Origin of the sequence: Pseudomonas hygromyciniae, assembly GCF_016925675.1 — a bacterium.
GTDB lineage: Bacteria > Pseudomonadota > Gammaproteobacteria > Pseudomonadales > Pseudomonadaceae > Aquipseudomonas > Aquipseudomonas hygromyciniae.
The window spans coordinates 4,678,165-4,699,403 of record NZ_CP070506.1 but is presented as its reverse complement, the minus strand read 5'-3'; the positions used below and the strand labels follow the sequence as shown (position 1 = coordinate 4,699,403).

Genomic DNA, 21,239 nt, shown 5'->3' with positions numbered 1-21,239 from the left:
GGGAATGCTACCGGAAAAGACTCTTGCAGGCACTCGCTATCAAGTTTTGCAGGACGCGACCGATATCCCTGGGTATGCCTTAACGATGTATGACGCCTTGATGTGTTGTAGAAACCAGTGGAGCCGCCCGTGCGCCAGCAATATCTAGCCCTGCTCAGCGTGTTCGCCAGCTTGCCCGCGATGGCCCTGACATTCCAGACGCGCCTGGAGAATGTCGAGTGGAAGGTGGAAGGCGACAAGTTCGAGTGCCGCTTGAGCCAGCCTATCGCCGATTTTGGCTCGGGTGAGTTCGTGCGCAGGGCCGGCGAGCAGGCGACATTTCGCCTGAAAGCCTACAATAGTGCGCTGGGCGTCGGTTCCGCGACGTTATTGGCGGCGGCCGCGCCGTGGCAGCCGGGGCGCGGTGATATCAACCTCGGTGCCGTGCGTGCGGGCAGCGGCGATGTGCTGTTCAACAGCTCTCAAGCCCAGGCCGGACGCCTGTTCAATGGCTTGCTGGATGGCCGCACCCCTACCGTGCGCCACTATTCCAGGGACGGCGGCTATTCGGAAATCCGTCTGCTGCCGGTGCGATTCAATAAGGCCTATAGCGACTACCAGTTGTGTACCGCGAAGTTGCTGCCGATGAACTTCGAGCAGGTCAAGCAGGCTGAAGTCGGTTTTCCGGGCGGGGGGATTGACCTGGATCCGGCAGCCAAGGCCAAGCTGATGGTGATGCTTGAATTCATCAAGGCCGACCCTACCGTCAACCATATCGAACTGGACGGCCATTCGGACAACAGCGGCAACCGCCTGACCAATCGTGACCTGTCACGGCGCCGGGGTCTGGCGGTGATGGACTTCTTCAAGGCCAACGGCATCCCTGAGTCGCAGATTGTCCTGCGTTTTCATGGTGAGCGTTATCCACTGGTCCCCAACACCAATCCGGCCAACCGGGCGAAGAACCGGCGGGTCAATATCCACCTCGACCGCGTGCCTGCCCCCGAAAAACCGGCGCCCCAGGCCACGGCCCCGGCGAATGCGGCAGCGACCTCCTGATACTTCTCTGTGGGAGCTGGCTGGCCAGCGATGCTCGTCAACGATGACGCTAGGCATCTGATTCCCCACAGCCAAGGCGTTTTAAGGTGCGGCCATTCGTCGCTCGCCCGACATAATCTGTCGCTTTATCTTCATTTGCTGTCGCGCCCCTGTAATTTCACGGTTTTGATCGGTAGAATCGACGCCTTTCCGTAAAACCCCGTGGAGTGATGGCATGGCCGACGTAAACAAGGTCGTTCTCGCGTATTCCGGCGGCCTGGACACTTCGGTGATCCTCAAGTGGCTGCAGGATACTTATAACTGTGAAGTGGTGACCTTTACCGCTGACCTGGGTCAGGGTGAAGAGGTCGAACCTGCACGAGCCAAGGCGCAAGCCATGGGCGTCAAAGAGATCTACATTGACGACCTGCGCGAAGAATTCGTCCGCGATTTCGTTTTCCCGATGTTTCGCGCCAACACCGTCTACGAAGGCGAGTACCTGCTGGGTACTTCCATCGCGCGTCCGCTGATCGCCAAGCGCCTGATCGAAATTGCCAACGAAACCGGCGCAGACGCCATTTCCCATGGCGCCACCGGCAAGGGCAACGACCAGGTGCGTTTCGAACTGGGCGCCTATGCCTTGAAACCCGGCGTAAAAGTGATTGCCCCTTGGCGTGAGTGGGACCTGCTGTCCCGCGAAAAACTGATGGATTACGCTGAAAAACACGCAATCCCGATCGAGCGCCACGGCAAGAAGAAGTCCCCGTACTCGATGGACGCCAACCTCCTGCATATCTCCTATGAAGGCGGCGTGCTGGAAGACACCTGGACCGAGCACGAAGAAGACATGTGGAAGTGGACCGTCTCCCCGGAGAACGCTCCCGACAAGCCGCAGTACCTTGAGCTGACCTACCGCAACGGCGATATCGTTGCGCTGGACGGCGTCGAAATGACCCCGGCCACCGTACTGGCGACCCTGAACCGTATTGGTGGCGAGCACGGTATCGGTCGTCTGGATATCGTAGAGAACCGCTACGTGGGCATGAAGTCCCGTGGCTGCTACGAAACGCCAGGTGGCACCATCATGCTGCGCGCTCACCGCGCCATCGAGTCCATCACCCTGGACCGCGAAGTGGCGCACCTCAAGGATGAGCTGATGCCCAAGTACGCCAGCCTGATCTACACCGGCTACTGGTGGAGCCCTGAGCGCCTGATGCTGCAACAGATGATCGACGCGTCCCAGGTCCATGTGAATGGCGTTGTGCGCCTGAAACTGTACAAGGGTAATGTGATCGTTACCGGTCGCAAGTCCGATGAGTCGCTGTTCGATGCCAATATCGCCACTTTTGAAGAAGATGGCGGTGCTTACAATCAGGCTGACGCTGCGGGTTTCATCAAGCTCAACGCACTGCGCATGCGCATTGCGGCGAACAAAGGCCGCAAGTTGTTCTGAAGTATCTGTAGCCTCATAAAAAATGGTTCCTCGTAAGAGGGGCCATTTTTTTTGCCTGAAATCAGGTGAGCGTTTATTGATGTTTAATATTGTTCCCGGGAGTGGGGCTGTCGGTGTTTATTGGTTTTTTATGCTTGGATTTTGTATCTGGAAGTTGGTCTGTCAGGTGTCTGGCGTTATTTGTGTTTAAATTCATTCGGTTATTAAGTAGGACGGATGAAGCGTTTTATTTAGTTTGTGGAATTATCTGTCAGATAATTCCAGGTATTGTCAGTGGCTGTTGCACGTGGGAACTTTTTGGAAACGCCTTGGGAGGGCTGCGGCCCCCGTACAAGCTGGCTGTGCAATAGGTATTTGCTGTGAATGGCGTGCGTCCCGTTTACGTTTCCGGGGCGCAGGGGGCTTTTTTGGCTCAAAATATGTTTGCCCACGGAAAGTTCTGAAAGGCCGAACAAAAACCGACACATCCATATAGGCGTTTTTTTGTAGGTCTATTCTCATAACTTTGTGGGTTGGGTCTCTGCTTGTCGTTACTTGGGGGGGAGTGCTATGCCAAGGAGGAAACGACTAGGCTATTGTGCTGGTTCTGAATAATTCGAACAGCGAAATTGGACTTGCCCATGAATAAAGTGCTGATCGTGGATGATCATCCCGTCATTCGTCTTGCTGTACGCATGCTAATGGAGCGTCATGGTTATGAGGTCGTTGCAGAGACCGATAACGGAGTCGACGCGTTGCAACTAGCGCGGGAGCATATGCCGGATATTGTCATCCTGGATATTGGAATTCCCAAACTTGACGGTTTGGAAGTTATTTGTCGCCTGTCTTCCACAAAGCAGGCGCAACCGTTCAAGGTACTGGTGCTGACGTCACAGGCGCCAGGCCACTTTTCCATGCGCTGCATGCAGGCAGGCGCAGCGGGCTATGTGTGCAAGCAGCAGGACCTCACCGAGTTGCTGAGCGCGATCAAGGCGGTGCTGTCTGGCTACAGCTACTTCCCCAACCAGGCACTCAACTCGGTACGCTCCACACAGGGCAACACCAGCGAAGCCGATATGGTCGAGCGGCTGTCAGGTCGGGAGATGATGGTGTTGCAGCAATTGGCCCAGGGAAAGACCAACAAGGAGATCGCTGATGGCATGTTCCTCAGCAACAAGACTGTGAGCACGTACAAGACGCGCTTGCTGCTCAAGCTCAATGCAAGGTCCCTGGTGGACCTGATCGAGCTCGCTCAGCGCAACGGCCTGGTTTAAGACGCAGGGAGCAACAGGCAGGAAAAGCCTCCATGGCGGAGGCTTCTGTGTGATCGTTTGGCTAGAGATCGAAATCGTAATCGGCCAACTGTTTTTGCAGGCGTCGCTCTTCCAGAAGGTTGTCGATGGTGCGGCGTTTGCTCAAATTGGTCTTGGCAACTTCTACAGGTGCCTCGGCTGCCTCGTCAGGGTCCGTGGCCACGAAGTCATCTTCTACATCCAGTTGTTCTTTGCCAGTGCTCATAAGGTTAACTCCAGGCTAAGACTGCCGTTGGCGCTCCTTATATCGACAATCGTGCACCGGGTAAAAAAGATTTTTTCAATCGAGTGATCAATAAAACCAATGATTGCTCAATCGTCCGATGTCTTTTCCTTGTATTCACACAAATCTTCGATGCGACAGCTGCCGCAGCGCGGCTTGCGGGCCTGGCACACATAACGACCGTGCAGAATCAACCAGTGGTGTGAGTCGAGCAGGTACGGCTTGGGCACAAACTTCATCAGTTGTTTCTCCACCTCCACCACATTCTTGCCCGGAGCGATTCCGGTGCGGTTGCTGACGCGAAAAATGTGGGTGTCCACCGCCATGGTCAATTGCCGAAAGGCAGTATTGAGCACCACATTGGCCGTCTTGCGGCCCACGCCAGGCAGTGCCTCCAATGCTTCGCGGGTCTGTGGCACTTCACCGCCATGCAACTCGACCAGCAGGCGACAGGTTTCAATGACGTTTTTCGCCTTGCTGTTGTAAAGGCCAATGGTCTTGATGTATTGCGACAACCCTTCAACCCCCAGGGCGTGGATCGCGGCCGGAGTATTGGCTATGGGAAACAGCTTGGCCGTGGCCTTGTTTACGCCCACGTCCGTCGATTGCGCTGACAGGATCACGGCAATCAGCAACTCGAACGGCGACGAGTAGGCCAACTCGGTCTTGGGCTCCGGGTTGTCCTCGTGAAACCGGCGAAAGATCTCCAGGCGTTTTGCGGCATTCATGGGGCGAGCGGTTCCTTCATTGTGGTTTGCGGCGTTGGGTCCAGGCCTGCCACCCGGCAAGCAACAGCCCGAGCAGGATAAACCCTGTGGGGGCTAGGGGGGCGATGCCACTGCCGAGTAAATAGCGCAATAGGGCGATTGCAAGCAGCAACCCGGCGAATACGGCGAACAGTTGGAGCCGCGCCCTACGCCGGTCGGTGGCGAACAAACCAGCATGCTCAAGCAGTACGCATTGCATACCGATCAGCGCCAGGTATGCCCCCAGGTGCGTAGACGAGCCATAGGCCAGAGCCTGCGCCACCAGATATGCGCAACTGGCCCAGGTGGTGGCCAGCAACACATTGGCAGTCAGCCGCCAGTGGTCACTGAGGCGATTGCGCACCCAGCCGCAGCTCCAGCCATGGAGCGTCAAGACCAGTACCCATAGAGCCCAGAAGGCTGCTGCGTTCGCCAGCGTAGCGCTGACACTCAGCAGCGCAGGCAACAGCAGGCTGCCGAGGGCGAACGGCTTAGTCATGGGCGGTGGTCTCCAGCAGTGCCTGACGATGTTCGTCAAAGTAACGCAAGGCATCATGGATCGCGTTGATCACTGCGCGGGAAGTGATGGTCGCGCCGGCCATCTGGTCGAACTGACCGCTGTCTTTCTTTAGCGCCCAAGCCTGTGGGTTTCCCCGCGACAGACCCTTGAATGAGGCCAGCCACGCATTGCCAGGCTCGCCAATATGCCCGCCCAGGCTCGGCGTTTCCGCGTGCGCCAGGGTCTTTACCCCGAGCAGCTTGGCGTTGTGGTCGATGGCAATCAGCAACTCTATGCGCCCACCATATCCATCGACCTGTGAGCGCAGCACAACCGCATTGGGTTTGCCGGCCAAGGTCGCGAGGTAACCACCCTGCAGTTGACTGTTGTCCAGCATTGGCGAGGTGATGCCCAGTGGGCGCTCCAGCGGTTGATTGTCATAACTGCCAACGGGCAGCACATCCAGCAGCGCCCGACTCTGCATCTCTCGCTGCTGCGCAGCAATCGACTTGGCGGTCAGCTGTTGCAGGCCGATCGTCAGGCCCACCGCGCCGGTGGCGATCAGCAGCACGATCACTGTTTGAGACGTGCGCTTCATGCATTCACCGCCTGCGGCCGCGTCCAGCGCTCCAGTGCCGGCACCGCCAGGTTCATCATCAGCACCGCAAACGCCACGCCATCCGGGTAGCTGCCCCAGGTGCGGATCAGATAGGTCAGCAATCCAACGCCCACACCAAACAGCAGGCGCGCCCGTGCACTTTTCGCACCCGACACTGGCTCGGTGATGATAAAGAACGCCCCGAGCATGGTGGCCCCAGTCAACAGATGAAACAGCGGCGAACCGTGGGAGTCAGAACCGGAGCCGTTCCAGCACAGCAAGCTGATAACAAACAGACTGGCGAGCATGCCCACCGGTGCATGCCAACTGAAGACCCGCTGCTGCAGCAAAAAGAGGCCGCCCGCGAGAAACGCCAGGTTCACCCACTCGCTGCCTTTACCGGCGATCTGGCCGAAAGCCGGGTGGCGGGCGAATAGCTCATCGATGGTCAGGCTGTTATTGATGCGCAAAGCGTCCAGCGCCGTAGCCCTGGCCCAGGCATCGGCGGTCTCGCCGTGCAGGCCCATTACCTGTTGCAGGCCTGCCAGCAGATCCAGCCCGTGGGACGCCGGCCAATGGGTCATGGGTTGGGGAAAGGCCAGCAGCATCAGCGCATAACCGAGCATGGCCGGGTTGAAGGGGTTCTGCTTGCCGCCATACAGGTGTTTGCCCAACAGCAATCCACTGCTGACCGCGCCAAGGCATAACCACCACGGGCAATAAGGCGGCAGCGCCAGGGCCAGTAGCACCGCGCTGACCAGGCCGCTCAGGTCGCTGGAGCCCTTGCCCCGCAAGCGACGTACTCCGGCTTCCACAACCCAGGCACAGGTGCCGGCCAGCAATAGATTGATCAACACGCCCCAGCCATACAGCCAGAACAGCACCAGCAAGCCAGGCGTTGCCGCCATTAATAGGCGCTGCATGGCCTGTTGCTGGCGCTCGACAACGTCAGGCGCCGACATGTTCATCCACCAAACGCTGGGCGTCATCCAGACGCTGCCTGGCGTTCATCAAGTCGGTTGTACTGCTGGCGGGCTGTCGTTCGAGTTTGCTCAGGTCGGCGCGGGCATAGGCCAGCGCCGTTTTCAATTGGCGAAGCTGGCTGTCGATCGGCCGCTTCTCGACACGTTGCAGGTCGGGCCGGGGCTGCTCGGAGCTTTCCTCGGCTGCATGCAAGGCTTGTTCAGCGGCAGCCAGGGCTGCGCCCAGCGCGGCCAACTGTTCGGCGTCGGCCAGGGTGTCCTGGGCTTTTTTCAGCTCGGCGCGGCGCATGGCCAGCTGGATTTTTGCACGCTTGAGCTCGGGATCTTTATTGGCCTGGGGCATCGCCACAGTTGGGGCGTTTGCTTCGAGCGAGGTCAATGCCCGTTCGGCGGCTTCAAATTGCTGTTGCAGGATGATCAACTGCGACTGCTGCTCAAAGGTTGGCGGATGGCCAAAGGCTTTCAGGGATTTGTGCAGTTGTGCCCGGCTCATCGCCAGGTTGATCTTGGCTTTTTTTAGCGCCGCGTCGATGTCTGCGGTTTTTTGCGCGCGCACGCGTTCGATGGCGGCCTGTAACGGGTTGCTGCTGGCCTCTGCGCTGGGTGCTGGGCGTGTGCTGCGGGCCAGGCGTTCGGTCAGTTTGTGCTCTTCCTCACGCTGCAGCCGCGCATTGCGCTGCTCGAAGCGACGTCGGGCTCGATCACGCTTGGTCGCCCGCGCCTGGCGCTCCTCGGCCGTGCTGGCATAGCCCGCGACAATCGGCAGTACCGTGGCCTGGGGCAGTGGCAGCATGTCGATGCAATCCACCGGGCAAGGCGCTACACACAAGTCGCAGCCGGTGCATTCATCAACGATAACGGTGTGCATCAGCTTGGCCGCGCCGACAATCGCGTCCACCGGGCAGGCCTGGATGCACTTGGTGCAGCCGATGCACTCGGCCTCGCGGATGAAGGCAATCTGCGCGGGGGCTTCGCCACGGGCGCTGTCCAGCTCCAGGGGGGGCAAGCTCAGCAACTGGGCCAGCTCGGCAATGGTCTCGGTGCCACCCGGCGGGCACTTGTTGATGGCCTCGCCCTGGGCGATACCCTCGGCGTAGGGTCTGCAACCCGGGTGCCCGCATTTGCCGCATTGGGTCTGGGGCAGCAGGGCGTCGATACGTTGAATCAGGCTCATGGTTTGATCATTGCGTTTAAGCCCAGGAACGCCACGGCCATCAGTCCGGCGCTGAGCAGGTCCACGGGCAGGCCTTTAAAGGGCCGGGGGATATTGTTTTCGTCGATTCGCTGGCGCAAGTCGTCGAACAGGCTGAGGGCCAGCCAGAATGCCGGGCCGATGCCCAGGCTATAGATCAGCTCGCTGGCGTTGCCCGGGCCCAGGAGGGCCACGCTGAGTACGCCGGTGCTAGCCAGTAGTGGCACCCATAACCCATCGAAGGGCAGTGCGGGCACGCGGCGGGAGAGCACATTGAGCAACGGCTGGCTCACTAGGATCGTCACGGGCACATAGGCAAACAGCCATAACGCGCCCAGCGCCAAGGGTTGTAATACAAAGTTATCAAGCAGCCAGGCCGATAGGCCGCTGAATGCGAGCAACAGCGTGGTCGCCAACCCAAGGGCATGCACCCGCCGCCGCTCCAGCTGTGGATCACCGGGCAGCGAAAGACGCAGCATGTAGTGGCTGATCAGGGCGGCGCTGAGAAGGGCGACAAGCAGTTCGGTCATGGTCGAGCCGGTTAAGCAAACAGGGCCTGATTATCCGGCAAGCAGGAAGAGGGTACTAGCGCAAACCGCCCTGTCGCGGCCAATCACCGCGACAGGGCACTTCGGGTTACTTGATGCGCTGGCCAGGCTTGGCGCCGCTGTCCGGGCTGAGCAGGTAGATTTCCTCGCCGCCGGGACCGGCTGCCATCACCATGCCTTCAGAAATGCCGAATTTCATTTTCCGTGGCTTGAGGTTGGCGATCATCATGGTCAGGCGACCATCGAGCTTGGACGGGTCCGGGTAGGCACTCTTGATCCCGGAGAACACGTTGCGTTGCTCGTCACCGATATCCAGGGTCAGGCGCAACAGCTTGTCGGCGCCTTCCACGGCTTCGGCCTTGATGATCAGCGCGACCCGCAGGTCCACCGCGGCGAACGTGTCGAAATCGATTTCGGGCGACAGCGGATCCTTGGCCAGCTCGCCATTGCCCGCCGGGGCGGCTTCGCCGGTGTCGGTTTGGCTGGCGGTCAGGTCTTCCTTGGATGCGTCTGTCATGGCTTGCACCTTGACCGGGTCGATACGGGTCATCAGCGGCTTGAACTCATTGAGCTGATGGTTGTTGAGCAGGCTGGTGTGGTCATTCCAGGTCAACGGTGCAACGTTGAGGAACGCCTCGGCGTCAGCGGCCAGCAACGGCAGCACCGGCTTGAGGAAGATCACCAACTGGCGGAACAGGTTGATGCCGGTGGCGCAGATGGCCTGGACTTCATCCTGCTTGCCTTCCTGCTTGCTCAATGACCACGGCGCCTTGTCGGCGATCCATGCGTTGGCACGGTCGGCCAGGCCCATGATCTCGCGCATGGCGCGGGCAAAGTCACGGGCTTCATAGGCATCGGCGATGCTTGGCGCGGCCGCCAGGAAGGCGTCGGTCAGTTCCGGCGCGGCGTTGACCGGCACCATCACGCCAGCATTGCCCTTGTGGATAAAACCGGCGCAACGGCTGGCAATGTTGACCACCTTGCCCACCAGGTCCGAATTGACCTTCTGCACGAAGTCTTCGAGGTTCAGGTCCAGGTCGTCGACGCCACGGCCCAGCTTGGACGCGTAGTAGTAGCGCAGGTATTCCGGCGACAGGTGGTCCAGGTAAGTGCGCGCCTTGATAAAGGTGCCACGGGACTTGGACATCTTCTGGCCATTGACCGTCAGGTAACCGTGCACGGCGATGCCGGTTGGCTTGCGGTAGCCCGAACCTTCGAGCATCGCCGGCCAGAACAGGGCGTGGAAGTTGACGATGTCCTTGCCGATGAAATGGTACAGCTCGGCGGTGGAGTCCTTGCCCCAGAAAGCGTCGAAGTCCAACTCAGGCGTACGGTCGCAGAGGTTCTTGAAGCTGGCCATGTAGCCGATCGGCGCATCCAGCCATACATAGAAGTACTTGCCCGGCTCATCGGGGATCTCGAAGCCGAAATACGGCGCATCGCGGGAGATATCCCACTGTTGCAGGCCGGCATCCAGCCATTCGGCGATCTTGTTTGCCACGGCGTCCTGCAGGGTGCCGCTGCGGGTCCAGGTCTGCAGCATTTCCTGGAAATCCGGGAGCTTGAAGAAGAAGTGCTGGGAATCCTTGAGCACCGGGGTGGCGCCCGAGATCGCCGACTTCGGATCCTTCAGGTCGGTCGGCGCGTAGGTGGCGCCGCATTTTTCGCAGTTGTCGCCGTACTGGTCTTCAGTGCCGCATTTGGGGCAGGTGCCCTTGATGAAGCGGTCGGCCAGGAACATTTTCTTTTCCGGGTCGAAATACTGGGTGATCGAGCGGGTGGCAATGTGCCCGGCGTCACGCAGCTTCAAGTAGATCTGGCTCGACAGCTCGCGGTTTTCTTCGGCATGGGTCGAGTGGAAGTTGTCGAAATCCACCAGGAACTCGGCAAAGTCGGCGCTATGTTCAGCCTGGACGTTGGCGATCAGTTGTTCCGGGGTGATGCCTTCCTTTTCGGCGCGCAACATGATGGCCGAACCGTGGGCGTCGTCCGCGCAGACATAAATGCATTGATTGCCGCGATGCTTCTGGAAGCGCACCCACATATCGGTCTGGATGTACTCAAGCATATGGCCAAGATGGATGGAACCATTGGCATAGGGCAGGGCGCTGGTGACGAGGATCTTGCGTGGCTCGGACATGGGGCTCGGCTACTTGATGAAACGGAGGTCGGCCACTATAAAGCGCCGGGAAATTTATTTCACCCCGTGAGGCCGTTTCAGCGTTTTCCAATCTCGCGAAAGCATGCCCCTCAAGCGCCGGAACGGTTAGGATAGCCGCCTGTTTTAGTCTGTCTTTTCCGGGAGTAGCCCATGAGCGCCGTCAATCGCGCAGCGGTGGAAGCCGTTCTTCGCCAGTACACCGATCCCTATCTGAACCAGGACCCGGTCAGCGCCGGCTGTGTCCGGGCCATTGATGTGCAGGGCGATCAGGTCACGGTCCAGCTTGAACTGGGCTACGCCGCAGGTTTGTTCAAGAGTGGCTGGGCACAGATGCTGCAAATGGCCATCGAAGGCCTGGATGGCGTGCGTTCGGCCAAGGTCGACATCCAGTGCGTGATCGCCGCGCACAAGGCCCAGGCGCAGATTCCTGGCCTGGCCAACGTCAAGAACGTGGTGGCCGTGGCGTCCGGCAAGGGCGGCGTGGGCAAGTCGACCACGGCGGCCAACCTGGCCCTGGCCCTGGCCCGTGAAGGGGCCAGGGTGGGGATTCTCGACGCCGATATCTACGGCCCCAGCCAAGGCGTGATGTTTGGCATTGCCGAAGGTTCACGGCCCAAGATCAAGGAGCAGAAGTGGTTCGTGCCAATCCAGGCCCATGGCGTGGAAGTCATGTCGATGGCGTTCCTTACGGATGACAATACGCCGATGGTCTGGCGTGGGCCGATGGTCTCCGGTGCCTTGATGCAGTTGGTGATGCAGACCGATTGGGGCAACCTCGACTACCTGGTGATCGATATGCCGCCAGGCACCGGCGATATCCAGCTGACCTTGGCGCAAAAAGTCCCGGTGGCGGGCGCAGTGATTGTCACCACGCCCCAGGACCTGGCGCTGCTCGACGCACGCAAGGGGGTGGAAATGTTCCGCAAGGTCAACATCCCGGTGCTGGGTGTGGTGGAAAACATGGCGGTGCACATCTGCTCCAACTGCGGTCATGCCGAGCATCTGTTCGGTGAAGGCGGCGGGGAAAAGCTCGCCACCCAATATGGCGTTGAGCTGCTGGCATCGCTGCCGCTGTCGATGGGCATTCGTGAGCAGGCCGATGGTGGTAAACCGACGGTGATCGCCGAGCCCGATGGGCAGATCACCATGGTCTACCAGGAACTGGCCCGTCACGTGGGCGCGCGGATTGTCTTGCAGGAAGCCGGTTCCCAGGCAATGCCGACCATCACTGTCAGCGACGACTGATCGACTTGAAGGGAGAAAAGCCTCGACCTTGTCGGGGCTTTTTAATGTCTGGCGTAAACCTTTTGGGAGGCTGAGTACGCATTTCCCTAATCGGCCATGTAAGCATTCACTTACTTTTTCGTAAGTGTTTGGTTTTTTAACCGCGCCGAGACGTCTCGAATTACTTGGATATATTTCTATATCATTGAAAAATAACGACTATTTATTCTTGGTCGAGAGCGATTGGGTGTTGTGCTTGGGAATGGATCCCGTTGAACTTGTTCGGGAAGTCTCTAATATCAGTCCTGTGTCCACGGATTGACACAGTCATCAAGGAACGATGACTCAGGGAACCTCGCAGGATGCGATTCATCAGGACGATGAAAAGGAACACAGGGACTAGGGAAAAAATGTGGGCGGGTCAAACCGCCCCTTTTTTTGCCTGCAGAAAAGTAAATCACCGGCTCCCGGAAACGCAAAAAGGCCCGCAAGGGGCCTTTTAGAGGGGGCGCGACGCGATTAGCGTTCGAGGTCTTTGATCTTGCCTTTTACGCCATCCCACTCGGCTGCGTCGGGCAGCGAGTCTTTCTTCTCGGTGATGTTTGGCCAGATTTCCGCCAGTTCGACGTTCAACTGAATAAATTCCTGCATCTCAGCCGGGACTTCATCCTCGGAAAAAATCGCAACGGCCGGGCATTCTGGCTCACACAGGGCGCAGTCGATGCACTCATCCGGGTGGATTACCAAAAAGTTCGGGCCTTCGTAAAAGCAGTCCACCGGACACACTTCTACGCAGTCGGTGTACTTGCACTTGATGCAGTTGTCGGTGACGACGAAGGTCATTTCTAATTCTCTCCTCAGGCGGCGGCAGCGAAACCCCTTGTGGCAGGGCTCGCGAGGTTCGGGAGCGATAGTCTGCAGGCCAGGCTAAAAGCCCGCAGCATCCCAAACCGCGCGAGAGTCTACCAGCTTGCAAGCGTCTGCGTTATATCCGAGTCTTCAGTGCATATAACATTTCGAGCGCTTTTCGTGGTGTCAAGTCATCCAGGTCAAGCTTTGCCAACTCATCCAGTACCGGGTGGGGCAGGCTGGCGAACATATCGCTCTGGTGCGGTGCCGCAGGTTTGCTAGCGGCCTTGGCTGGGCTGGCAACCACGGTTTCATGGGGCAGGGCCGTGGTTTCCAGGCGGCTGAGGTGCTCGCGGGCACGCAGGATCACGTCGTTCGGCACACCGGCCAGTTGTGCCACGGCCAGGCCGTAACTCTGGCTGGCCGGCCCAGGCAGCACATGGTGCAGGAACACGATGCGCTCGTTGTGCTCGGTGGCATTGAGATGCACGTTGGCCACCAGCGGCTCGCTTTCCGGCAGCACGGTCAGTTCGAAGTAGTGGGTAGCGAACAGCGTATAGGCCCGCAGGTGCGCCAGGCGCTCGGCGGCAGCCCAGGCCAGGGACAGGCCGTCGAAAGTGCTGGTGCCGCGCCCCACTTCATCCATCAGCACCAGGCTGCGGTCAGTGGCGTTGTGCAGGATATTGGCGGTCTCGCTCATTTCCACCATAAAGGTCGAACGGCCACCGGCCAGGTCATCGCTGGAGCCGATCCGGGTGAAGATGCGGTCCACCAGGGACAACTCGCAACTGGCCGCCGGCACGAAGCTGCCGATATGGGCCAGCAACACGATCAATGCGGTCTGGCGCATGTAGGTGGATTTACCGCCCATGTTCGGACCGGTGATCACCAGCATGCGCGTATCGTCATCCAGCGACAGGTCGTTGGCCACGAACGGGGTGGTCAGCACTTGCTCCACCACCGGATGGCGACCCTGGACAATGCGCATGCACGGCTCGCTGACAAAGCGCGGGCAGTTCAGGTCAAGGTTCAGGGCGCGTTCGGCCAGGTTGCTCAGCACATCCAGCTCGGCCAGGGCCGCGGCGGTGTCCTGCAACGGTGCCAGCTTGCCGATCAGGTCTTCGAGCAGGGCCTCGTAGAGCATCTTTTCTCGGGCCAGGGCGCGGCTCTTGGCCGACAGTGCCTTGTCTTCGAATTCTTTCAGCTCGGGTGTAATAAAGCGCTCGGCACCTTTGAGCGTCTGGCGGCGCTGGTAATCGATCGGTGCCTGTTCGGCCTGCTTGCTCGGCAACTCGATAAAGTAGCCGTGCACGCGGTTGTAGCCGACCTTCAGGTTGGCCAGGCCGGTACGGGCTTTTTCGCGGGCTTCCAGGTCGATCAGGAACTGCCCGGCGTTCTCGCTCAAGGCTTGCAGCTCGTCCAGCTCGCTGTCGTAGCCGGTCTTGAGCACGCCGCCGTCGCGGATGATCGCCGGCGGGTTATCGATAATGGCTTTTTCCAGCAACGCAGCCAGTTCCGGGTAGGTGCCGGCGGTGACGGCAAGCTGCTGCAGGTGCGGCGCTTCCAGTTCGGTCATCGCCTGTTGCAGCTCGGGCAGTACGCCCAGTGCGTCACGCAGGCGCGCCAAGTCTCGCGGGCGGGCATTACGCAGGCCGATTCGCGCGAGAATCCGCTCGATATCGCCGATTTCCTTGAGCTGCGGTTGCAGCTTTTCAAAGCGGTAGCCGTCCAGCAGGCAGGTAATAGACGACTGGCGTGCCTGCAGCACGGTCAAGTCGCGCAGCGGGCGATTCAGCCAACGGGTCAGCAAGCGGCTGCCCATGGCGGTCTGGCAACGGTCCACCACCGATTGCAGGGTATTGTCGCGCCCACCGGCCAGGTTGGTGTCCAGCTCCAGATTGCGTCGGCTGGCCCCATCGAGCACCACCGTGTCGTCCAGGCGCTCATGGCGCAGGCTGCGCAAATGGGGCAGGGCGGTGCGCTGGGTTTCCTTGGCGTAGTTGAGCAGGCAACCGGCGGCGCCGATGGCCAGGGTCAGAGTCTCGCAACCAAACCCCTTCAGATCCTGTACGGAAAATTGCTGGCACAGACTTTTCAGCGCCGAATCGCGCTCAAAGTCCCACGGCGCACGACGCTTGGCCCCACGGCGTTTTTCTGCCGGCAAGTCCTTGGGCCAGTCATCCGGGATCATCAATTCCACCGGATTGATGCGCTCCAGTTCCGCCAGCAGATTTTCCCAACCCTGGATTTCCAGGACCGTGAAATTGCCACTGGTGATATCCAGCACCGCCAGGCCGAACAGCCGCTCATCCCCCAGCACCGCCGCGATAAGGTTGTCACGCCGCTCATCCAGCAGCGCCTCATCACTTACCGTCCCCGGGGTAATGATGCGCACCACCTGACGTTCCACGGGGCCCTTGCTGGTCGCCGGGTCGCCGATCTGCTCACAGATCACCACCGACTCACCGAGCTTGACCAGCTTGGCCAGATAACCTTCCAGCGAGTGATAAGGAATCCCACACATCGGAATCGCCTGCCCAGCCGACTGCCCGCGCGCGGTCAGGGTGATATCCAGCAGCTTGGCTGCCTTCTTCGCGTCTTCATAGAAGATCTCGTAGAAGTCGCCCATGCGATAGAACATCAACTGATCAGGGTGCTGGTTTTTCAGGCGCCAGTACTGCTGCATCATCGGGGTGTGGGAGGACAGATCAGACGTGTTTTTACTCATTGGATAGTAGGCAAATTCGTTGAAAGTGATGGGGCAAAGGGGGCGCTTGGCCCAGCATTTTTTGCGATGGCGACAAGGTTAACATGCGAGGTCAGTGCTTCGCAGTTCACAAACGGCTAGGTAAAACGCACCAGGCGTACGCCTAACGCCGATCTTGACTGTAGGAGCGAGCTTGCTCGCGAAGAACGTCAACGATAATGCGTGCTTGCTGGGTAAACGCGGTGCCCTGAGGTTTTTCGTCGGAACGTCGCCCGGAGACAAGCTCGCTCCTACAGAAAGCCGGCATGTAGGTGTGGATGTGCGTGGTCAGTACTTTACAGTTCATACGCCATGCACAAAATATGCAAATTAGCATTTGCCAACCCCAAAAACTCCCGTCACTATCCCGATTATGCAAAAACGCAACGTTTCAATCGTCTTAAGAGAGCTGCTCGATCGCGACGGGATCTCCCCCACGGAGCTTCACCGGCGTACCGGCGTGCCTCAATCCACTCTGTCCCGGATTCTCAGCGGCAAGATCGTTGATCCGTCGGACAAGCACATCTCGCGTATCGCCGATTATTTTCGGGTCAGCACCGACCAGTTGCGTGGGCGCGCGGGGTCGGCGTGGCAGGAAGAGCGCGACCCGATGCATTCGGAGCTCAAGGATATAAGCCTGTGGGACGACGACACGCCCGTTAATGATGACGAGGTGTCGATCCCCTTTTTGCGCGAGGTTGAATTGGCTGCTGGATCAGGAAGATTCGTCATCGAGGAAAGCGAGAAGGCCAGCCTGCGTTTTGGCAAGCGCAGCCTGCGGCATAACGGTGTGCAGTTCGACCAGGCCAAGTGTGTGACGGTGCGTGGCAACAGCATGCTGCCGGTGTTGCGCGATGGGGCGACGGTGGGGGTGAACGCCGGTAAGAGCGGGATTGGCGATATCGTGGATGGTGACTTGTATGCCATCAACCACAACGGTCAACTGCGGGTCAAACAGCTCTATCGCCTGCCTTCGGGGATCCGCCTGCGCAGTTTCAATCGCGATGAGCATCCGGATGAGGACTACAGCTTCCAGGATATCCAGGAGGAGCAGATCAGCATTCTCGGCCACGTTTTCTGGTGGGGCATGTACGCCCGCTAAACCTTATCTGTAAGAAACGGCCCGCCTGAGAGCGGGCTTTTTTTCGCCTGTGGAAAACCGCCAAGTGCCCGCTGCCCAAGGAATTAATGCGTTTGTGCATTTCAATTGCAAAATTAAATGCATTTATGCATTGACTGTATATGCATACATGCATATTCTCCATCTCAAGCCAGCCAACAAGGCCTGGTGGAGGTGGCAAGGATGCTGCCAAGGAAGACAAGGAAGGCACGCAACACTGGCATGGACGCCATCGAGTGATGGCAAGGACGCCAGGCAACACCGGCAAGGATGCCGACGCTCTTTAGTTTCACGGTTTTACAACAGGCAGCGATGAACCGGCCTTGACGGTTCAGAGGGTTGGCAACTGACCCGGGTGTGCAGCGTAAAGCACCAGAAGCAGTTATCCGGCAGACAGGGATCGTGGTCGGAAAAACATCGAGGAAAGATCCGTACCGCGCCAGTAGCGCCGAAAGATCGCACGGACCGCATTACTGAAAAGCCCGGGCCTCCGGGCTTTTTGGAATGCCTACCGATACACCCAACCACTTATTTATCAAAGCACCGGCCACCTGCCGGTTTTACGCATTCCAGGAGGCGTGACATGACAAACGAGCAGCAAGCGTTGGCAGAAATGCCTATCTGGCTGGTGATTATTCTGGCCCTGATCGGCGGCGTGTCCGGGGAAATGTGGCGGGCCGACAAGGAGGGCGCCCGCGGTTGGTCGCTGGTCCGCCGCCTGGCCCTGCGTTCCGGGGCATGCATGGTGTGCGGGGTTTCCGCGTTGATGTTGCTGTACGCCGCCGGCATGTCGATCTGGACGGCCGGCGCTCTGGGGTGCTTGACCGCCATGGCCGGCGCCGATGTTGCCATCGGCCTGTATGAGCGCTGGGCCGCCAAGCGCATCGGGGTCAACCAGCCTCCGGATTCAAAGTGATTGTTGCAAGGAAGCCACACCATGACCCTCATTGAAAAACCTTCACAACTGCCGATAGCCATCGGCCAGGCGTTGCGTGCGACGTTCCCCGAGCTACGGGTGGGCAGACCGCCGGGCGTTCTGGCGGCGGATCAAACCGGAGTGGCGATCACGGTCGAGCGTAATGGCCCGGGCGTACGCTCCCTTGAAGGGCGCAAGGCCCATGTGTTGTCGATTTCACTCAAGGTCATGGCCGCTCAGGGCGCACAGCCCTTTGAGGCCTGCGACCTGGCGAGCCAGTTAATGGACCTGGTGCTGGATAACCGTTGGCAGTTGCCGGCGGCCCAGTGCGATGTGCCCGTGAATATCGTCGCGCTGCCGTCGACCCTGGCGGGGGCCGACATCAACTACGACAGTTGGACCGTGTCCTTCAACCAAACCCTGTACCTCGGCCCGCCGCTGCTCGACGACCCCATCGGCAAGCCGCTGTTTGCTTGCACCTGGGAAGTGTCGAATATCGACGATCCCGATCAATACCGGCCATTGCAGGAGTAGCCCATGTTCGATGCTCTGTTACGCCTGCAACTGGCACCCATCGTCGAGCGCCTGGCGCAAATGGAAACCCAGCTTGAAGACCTCTATCGGCGAGCCGAGAGCTTTTGCCGGATCGGCGTGTGCCAGGAGGTCGACGCGGCCAGCAATACCTGCAAGGTCAGCCATGGCGAATTGCTGACCCCGGCGATTCGCTTCTTCAACCCCAGCGCCGGGGCGCAGACGGAAACGCGGATCCCCACGGTGGGTGAGCAATGCCTGCTGCTCAACTACGGCGGCGGCGAGGGCGGCGGGCAGTCGGTGGCGTTGTTTGGCCTCAACAGTGATCGCTTCCCGCCGCTGTCCCGTGTGGCCAGCCTGACGAGCCGGCGTTATCAGGACGGTACGCAAAGCGCCTACGACGCCGCAGGTCACGTCCTGGATTGGAACAACGGCCCCACGGCATTCAGCGGCTCTCGCGAGCACGTGGAAATGAGTTTGGGCGCCGCCCGTTTGGTCATGACCGCCGCAACCATCAGTGTGCACGTCGGAGCCGTCGGCATGCTGCTGGATGCGTCCGGCGTGCACTTGAGTGGCCCGGTGGTGGATCACCAGGGCCGAGTTATCAGCACGGCATAAGGATTTGCCATGATCGGAATTGAGAGAAACACCGGGGCCGTGTTGGACGACTGGCCGCAATTTGTCCAGCGCGCCACCCGGGCCCTGACCACGCCTTTGGGCACACGGCAGAAACGCCCGCTGTACGGTTCGCTGATCCCGCAACTACTGGGGCAGAACCTGGGCGACGATCTGTTGATCCTCGCCCAAAGCCACGCCGCCCAAGCCTTTTACAACCCGCAGAACGGCATCGGCGATTTTGTGCCGCAAGTCATCGTCGCCAATCGCCAGGGCGCTGGCTTGTTGCTGCGGTTTGCCGGCACCTGGAAAAACCGCAAGCAATCCTTCGAGGTGGTGACATGAGTATGTTGATCCCCGGGCAGAACCAATTGGCGCCGCCCGACCTGATCGCTGTCGATGAGTTCGAGCCGCTGCTGGCGCAGTTCAAGGCGTTTGTCGTCGACTATGTGGCCGCTCGCGCCCCACAAAGCGCGGCCAAGCTCAGGGTCAGCCTGGACAACGAAAGTGAGTTGCTGACCCTGGCCCTGGAAGCGTTTTGTGTGCGCCTGCAAACCCATGAGCGCAAGTACAACGCGCGTATCCAGCAGATGCTGGCGTGGTGGGCCACTGGCAGCAACCTGGATGCCCGCCTGGCCGATATGGGCCTGGAGCGCCAGGTGCTCGACCCAGGCGACCCGGCGGCGTTCCCGCCTGTGCCGCCGACCCTGGAAAGCGATGACGATGCCCGGCTGCGTTACTACCTGGCACCCCACGCGCCGGCTGCCGGTTCGCGCATGCAGTACCGGCGTGAGGTGTTTACCCTCGGCGAGCGGCCTGCGGTGAAAGTCCACAGTACCGCTGCGGGTCTGGTCACGGTCAGCTATACCTTCGACCCGGATGGCTATGCCGCCCAGGTCAAGGACGGCAACGCCCGGCGCACCGCGCCAGGGGAAGTGATGGTCACCGTGCTGTCCCGTGCCGGCAATGGCACACCTTCGGCAGATTTGCTTGAAGGGGTGCGGCGCCATTTCGCCCGGCCCGATGTGCGCCCGGAAACCGATTGGGTCACGGTGCAGGGCGCGCAGATCGTGCCTTACAAAATCCGCGTGGTAGCCAAGATCAACGCCGGCCCGGACTCGGGGCTGACGCAAGTGGCGGCCCAGCAGTTGTTGCAGACCTATGCCGAGTCCTGTCACTGCCTGGAAGGGCGCGTGGATCCGAGCTGGATCGACTACACCATCCACACCGCGGGGGCGGCGCAACTGGAGATCCTTGAACCGCTGGCGCCGATTATCACCACGGCGTTCCAGGCCCCGTATTGCACGGGTGTCGAGGTGGAGGTGCGCAGCTTATGAGTGAACAGTCTCCCAGCCTATTGCCCGCCAACAGCTCACCACTGGAGAAGGCGTTGGACCTGGGCTTTGGCCGCCTGCTCGAACGGGTCGTGCCGCCATTTCCAGCGCTGATGAACCCACTGCAAACGCCAGCGCCGTTCCTGCCTTACCTGGCCGCCGACCGTGGCGTCAGCGAATGGAATGCCGATGCTAGCGAAACCGAAAAACGCCTGACGGTGGCGCTGTCCTGGCAAATCCAGCGCCAGGCCGGCACGCCCAAGGCCTTGAGCCACGCGGTCGAATCCTTGGGGTTCACCCCCAACATCCTGGCCTGGTACCAACAGCGCCCGCTGGCCCAGCCCTACACCTTCGACGTGCAGGCGATCATCGGCCGCAGTTGGTCCAGTGGCGACCACAACCGCTTGATCCGCCGCATCAATGCGGCCAAGAGCGAGCGCGACCTGGCCACCATCACCCTGGTGCATGAAGTGCTCGGTGGGCTGCCGATCACCGGCGTCGCCCACCGGGCGCTGAACGACGGCGAGTTGTCGCTGTGGGGCGCGCTGCCGGAACTTGTATTGAGTTCAAGGCTTAACAGTGCGGGCGTTGCCCAGCACTACACCATTAACGACTACGACCTCAGGGCGCAGCCATGACCGATGACATTACGCGCCTGGTGCGCTTCACCTCCAAGGGATTGGATGAAGTGCTGCAGGCAAAGAACCAAGGCTTGAAAGGCGAAATCACCCACATCGCCGCCGGCACCGGCCGCTACAACCCCACGGGCAACGAAACCGCCCTGCGCAATGAGCGCCAGCGCGTGGCGATTGTGGATTACGAAGACCTGGGCCAGCGCCAACTGCGCATGGCCGCGCTGTTTGATGGCGATGGCGAGTATGAGATTGGCGAGTTTGGGTTTTATCTCGCCAGTGGCACGTTGTTGGCGGTGTATTCGGTGGCGGGGAAGTTGCTGACGTATAAGGCGGCTGCTGCGCGGGTGTTGCAGAAGTTTACGTTGGATATTTCGCCGTTGCCGGTGGATAGCGTGACGATTGTGGTTGGGAGTGAAAATTTGAATGTGTTGTTGACCGAGGAAATCGCAGAGCTAGCTACGGCCAGCGTTGACAATATGACTCGGCATGTAGGTGTTCTATTTCGAGTCATGGCTCTGGAAGCCAAGTGACGAACAGATTCACAAGATAAGCAATAT

General features: G+C 59.8%; 22 protein-coding genes. 12 read left to right on the top strand and 10 right to left on the bottom strand.

Going from position 1 to position 21,239, the window contains the following annotated elements:
• Positions 1 to 129: 129 nt before the first annotated feature.
• The 3 genes from JTY93_RS21060 to JTY93_RS21050 all read left to right on the top strand — a co-directional run bounded on the left by JTY93_RS21060 (position 130) and on the right by JTY93_RS21050 (position 3,723).
• Positions 130 to 1,038, top strand: a complete 909-nt coding sequence (locus JTY93_RS21060) for a flagellar protein MotY (RefSeq protein ID WP_205476501.1) — start codon at positions 130 to 132, stop codon at positions 1,036 to 1,038.
• 214 nt (positions 1,039 to 1,252) lie between these two features.
• Positions 1,253 to 2,470, top strand: coding sequence for an argininosuccinate synthase (locus JTY93_RS21055; protein WP_029295244.1), 1,218 nt, complete (start codon positions 1,253 to 1,255; stop codon positions 2,468 to 2,470).
• 620 nt (positions 2,471 to 3,090) lie between these two features.
• On the top strand, positions 3,091 to 3,723 hold the full coding sequence (locus tag JTY93_RS21050; protein WP_032858436.1) for a response regulator transcription factor: 633 nt from the start codon (positions 3,091 to 3,093) through the stop codon (positions 3,721 to 3,723).
• A 61-nt stretch (positions 3,724 to 3,784) separates the two neighbouring features.
• Here JTY93_RS21050 and JTY93_RS21045 read toward each other — a convergent pair whose 3' ends face one another.
• From JTY93_RS21045 to metG, 8 genes are all read right to left on the bottom strand, one after another.
• Positions 3,785 to 3,967: a PA3496 family putative envelope integrity protein gene (locus JTY93_RS21045; protein WP_169993893.1), complete on the bottom strand. Its 183-nt coding sequence runs from the start codon at positions 3,965 to 3,967 to the stop codon at positions 3,785 to 3,787.
• Between the two features lie 107 nt (positions 3,968 to 4,074).
• A complete protein-coding gene (gene nth / locus JTY93_RS21040; RefSeq protein WP_205476502.1) occupies positions 4,075 to 4,713 on the bottom strand; it encodes an endonuclease III in 639 nt (212 codons plus the stop codon).
• 16 nt (positions 4,714 to 4,729) lie between these two features.
• Positions 4,730 to 5,230 (bottom strand): Rnf-Nqr domain containing protein, encoded by a 501-nt coding sequence (locus tag JTY93_RS21035; protein WP_205476503.1) that lies wholly within the window; start codon positions 5,228 to 5,230, stop codon positions 4,730 to 4,732.
• Positions 5,223 to 5,828, bottom strand: coding sequence for an RnfABCDGE type electron transport complex subunit G (locus tag JTY93_RS21030; protein ID WP_205476504.1), 606 nt, complete (start codon positions 5,826 to 5,828; stop codon positions 5,223 to 5,225). The genes JTY93_RS21035 and JTY93_RS21030 overlap by 8 nt, the downstream gene beginning before the upstream one ends.
• Positions 5,825 to 6,817, bottom strand: a complete 993-nt coding sequence (locus tag JTY93_RS21025; RefSeq protein ID WP_375373140.1) for an RnfABCDGE type electron transport complex subunit D — start codon at positions 6,815 to 6,817, stop codon at positions 5,825 to 5,827. Before JTY93_RS21025 ends, JTY93_RS21030 begins: the two co-directional genes overlap by 4 nt.
• Positions 6,777 to 7,985 carry an electron transport complex subunit RsxB gene (gene rsxB / locus JTY93_RS21020; RefSeq protein WP_205476506.1) on the bottom strand — a complete coding sequence of 403 codons (1,209 nt, stop codon included), beginning with the start codon at positions 7,983 to 7,985 and terminating at the stop codon, positions 6,777 to 6,779. Before rsxB ends, JTY93_RS21025 begins: the two co-directional genes overlap by 41 nt.
• Positions 7,982 to 8,533 carry an Rnf-Nqr domain containing protein gene (locus tag JTY93_RS21015; RefSeq protein ID WP_205476507.1) on the bottom strand — a complete coding sequence of 184 codons (552 nt, stop codon included), beginning with the start codon at positions 8,531 to 8,533 and terminating at the stop codon, positions 7,982 to 7,984. The genes rsxB and JTY93_RS21015 overlap by 4 nt, the downstream gene beginning before the upstream one ends.
• A gap of 106 nt (positions 8,534 to 8,639) precedes the next feature.
• Entirely contained in the window at positions 8,640 to 10,691 is a 2,052-nt protein-coding gene (gene metG / locus JTY93_RS21010; RefSeq protein WP_205476508.1) for a methionine--tRNA ligase, read from the bottom strand.
• A gap of 171 nt (positions 10,692 to 10,862) precedes the next feature.
• On the opposite strand from metG, the gene apbC reads away from it, so the two are divergent.
• Positions 10,863 to 11,957, top strand: coding sequence for an iron-sulfur cluster carrier protein ApbC (apbC, locus tag JTY93_RS21005; protein WP_205476509.1), 1,095 nt, complete (start codon positions 10,863 to 10,865; stop codon positions 11,955 to 11,957).
• A 498-nt stretch (positions 11,958 to 12,455) separates the two neighbouring features.
• Here the strand turns inward: apbC and fdxA are convergent, their stop codons facing one another.
• Both fdxA and mutS read right to left on the bottom strand, forming a co-directional pair.
• Positions 12,456 to 12,779, bottom strand: a complete 324-nt coding sequence (fdxA, locus tag JTY93_RS21000) for a ferredoxin FdxA (RefSeq protein ID WP_017738276.1) — start codon at positions 12,777 to 12,779, stop codon at positions 12,456 to 12,458.
• A gap of 142 nt (positions 12,780 to 12,921) precedes the next feature.
• A complete protein-coding gene (gene mutS / locus JTY93_RS20995; protein ID WP_205518907.1) occupies positions 12,922 to 15,513 on the bottom strand; it encodes a DNA mismatch repair protein MutS in 2,592 nt (863 codons plus the stop codon).
• 391 nt (positions 15,514 to 15,904) lie between these two features.
• On the opposite strand from mutS, the gene JTY93_RS20990 reads away from it, so the two are divergent.
• From JTY93_RS20990 to JTY93_RS20955, 8 genes are all read left to right on the top strand, one after another.
• On the top strand, positions 15,905 to 16,633 hold the full coding sequence (locus tag JTY93_RS20990) for a LexA family transcriptional regulator (RefSeq protein WP_071610020.1): 729 nt from the start codon (positions 15,905 to 15,907) through the stop codon (positions 16,631 to 16,633).
• A gap of 601 nt (positions 16,634 to 17,234) precedes the next feature.
• Positions 17,235 to 17,567: a phage holin family protein gene (locus tag JTY93_RS20985; RefSeq protein ID WP_032858418.1), complete on the top strand. Its 333-nt coding sequence runs from the start codon at positions 17,235 to 17,237 to the stop codon at positions 17,565 to 17,567.
• Between the two features lie 21 nt (positions 17,568 to 17,588).
• Positions 17,589 to 18,101: a hypothetical protein gene (locus JTY93_RS20980; RefSeq protein ID WP_205476511.1), complete on the top strand. Its 513-nt coding sequence runs from the start codon at positions 17,589 to 17,591 to the stop codon at positions 18,099 to 18,101.
• Between the two features lie 3 nt (positions 18,102 to 18,104).
• Positions 18,105 to 18,716 (top strand): phage baseplate assembly protein V, encoded by a 612-nt coding sequence (locus tag JTY93_RS20975; protein ID WP_205476512.1) that lies wholly within the window; start codon positions 18,105 to 18,107, stop codon positions 18,714 to 18,716.
• A gap of 9 nt (positions 18,717 to 18,725) precedes the next feature.
• Positions 18,726 to 19,058, top strand: coding sequence for a GPW/gp25 family protein (locus JTY93_RS20970; RefSeq protein ID WP_205476513.1), 333 nt, complete (start codon positions 18,726 to 18,728; stop codon positions 19,056 to 19,058).
• Positions 19,055 to 20,050: a baseplate J/gp47 family protein gene (locus JTY93_RS20965; RefSeq protein WP_205476514.1), complete on the top strand. Its 996-nt coding sequence runs from the start codon at positions 19,055 to 19,057 to the stop codon at positions 20,048 to 20,050. Before JTY93_RS20970 ends, JTY93_RS20965 begins: the two co-directional genes overlap by 4 nt.
• Positions 20,047 to 20,685, top strand: a complete 639-nt coding sequence (locus tag JTY93_RS20960; RefSeq protein ID WP_205476515.1) for a phage tail protein I — start codon at positions 20,047 to 20,049, stop codon at positions 20,683 to 20,685. Before JTY93_RS20965 ends, JTY93_RS20960 begins: the two co-directional genes overlap by 4 nt.
• On the top strand, positions 20,682 to 21,212 hold the full coding sequence (locus JTY93_RS20955) for a phage tail-collar fiber domain-containing protein (RefSeq protein WP_205476516.1): 531 nt from the start codon (positions 20,682 to 20,684) through the stop codon (positions 21,210 to 21,212). Before JTY93_RS20960 ends, JTY93_RS20955 begins: the two co-directional genes overlap by 4 nt.
• The last annotated feature ends 27 nt before the right edge of the window (positions 21,213 to 21,239 follow it).

What these genes read in the sequence shown, in the direction of transcription:
- JTY93_RS21055 (WP_029295244.1), top strand. Translation starts at nt 1,253, where the DNA reads ATGGCCGACGTAAACAAGGTCGTTCTCGCGTATTCCGGCGGCCTGGAC.
- JTY93_RS21050 (WP_032858436.1), top strand. Translation starts at nt 3,091, where the DNA reads ATGAATAAAGTGCTGATCGTGGATGATCATCCCGTCATTCGTCTTGCT.
- JTY93_RS21045 (WP_169993893.1), bottom strand. Translation starts at nt 3,967, where the DNA reads ATGAGCACTGGCAAAGAACAACTGGATGTAGAAGATGACTTCGTGGCC.
- nth (WP_205476502.1), bottom strand. Translation starts at nt 4,713, where the DNA reads ATGAATGCCGCAAAACGCCTGGAGATCTTTCGCCGGTTTCACGAGGAC.
- JTY93_RS21035 (WP_205476503.1), bottom strand. Translation starts at nt 5,230, where the DNA reads ATGACTAAGCCGTTCGCCCTCGGCAGCCTGCTGTTGCCTGCGCTGCTG.
- JTY93_RS21030 (WP_205476504.1), bottom strand. Translation starts at nt 5,828, where the DNA reads ATGAAGCGCACGTCTCAAACAGTGATCGTGCTGCTGATCGCCACCGGC.
- JTY93_RS21025 (WP_375373140.1), bottom strand. Translation starts at nt 6,817, where the DNA reads ATGACGCCCAGCGTTTGGTGGATGAACATGTCGGCGCCTGACGTTGTC.
- rsxB (WP_205476506.1), bottom strand. Translation starts at nt 7,985, where the DNA reads ATGAGCCTGATTCAACGTATCGACGCCCTGCTGCCCCAGACCCAATGC.
- JTY93_RS21015 (WP_205476507.1), bottom strand. Translation starts at nt 8,533, where the DNA reads ATGACCGAACTGCTTGTCGCCCTTCTCAGCGCCGCCCTGATCAGCCAC.
- metG (WP_205476508.1), bottom strand. Translation starts at nt 10,691, where the DNA reads ATGTCCGAGCCACGCAAGATCCTCGTCACCAGCGCCCTGCCCTATGCC.
- apbC (WP_205476509.1), top strand. Translation starts at nt 10,863, where the DNA reads ATGAGCGCCGTCAATCGCGCAGCGGTGGAAGCCGTTCTTCGCCAGTAC.
- fdxA (WP_017738276.1), bottom strand. Translation starts at nt 12,779, where the DNA reads ATGACCTTCGTCGTCACCGACAACTGCATCAAGTGCAAGTACACCGAC.
- mutS (WP_205518907.1), bottom strand. Translation starts at nt 15,513, where the DNA reads ATGAGTAAAAACACGTCTGATCTGTCCTCCCACACCCCGATGATGCAG.
- JTY93_RS20990 (WP_071610020.1), top strand. Translation starts at nt 15,905, where the DNA reads ATGCAAAAACGCAACGTTTCAATCGTCTTAAGAGAGCTGCTCGATCGC.
- JTY93_RS20985 (WP_032858418.1), top strand. Translation starts at nt 17,235, where the DNA reads ATGACAAACGAGCAGCAAGCGTTGGCAGAAATGCCTATCTGGCTGGTG.
- JTY93_RS20980 (WP_205476511.1), top strand. Translation starts at nt 17,589, where the DNA reads ATGACCCTCATTGAAAAACCTTCACAACTGCCGATAGCCATCGGCCAG.
- JTY93_RS20975 (WP_205476512.1), top strand. Translation starts at nt 18,105, where the DNA reads ATGTTCGATGCTCTGTTACGCCTGCAACTGGCACCCATCGTCGAGCGC.
- JTY93_RS20970 (WP_205476513.1), top strand. Translation starts at nt 18,726, where the DNA reads ATGATCGGAATTGAGAGAAACACCGGGGCCGTGTTGGACGACTGGCCG.
- JTY93_RS20965 (WP_205476514.1), top strand. Translation starts at nt 19,055, where the DNA reads ATGAGTATGTTGATCCCCGGGCAGAACCAATTGGCGCCGCCCGACCTG.
- JTY93_RS20960 (WP_205476515.1), top strand. Translation starts at nt 20,047, where the DNA reads ATGAGTGAACAGTCTCCCAGCCTATTGCCCGCCAACAGCTCACCACTG.
- JTY93_RS20955 (WP_205476516.1), top strand. Translation starts at nt 20,682, where the DNA reads ATGACCGATGACATTACGCGCCTGGTGCGCTTCACCTCCAAGGGATTG.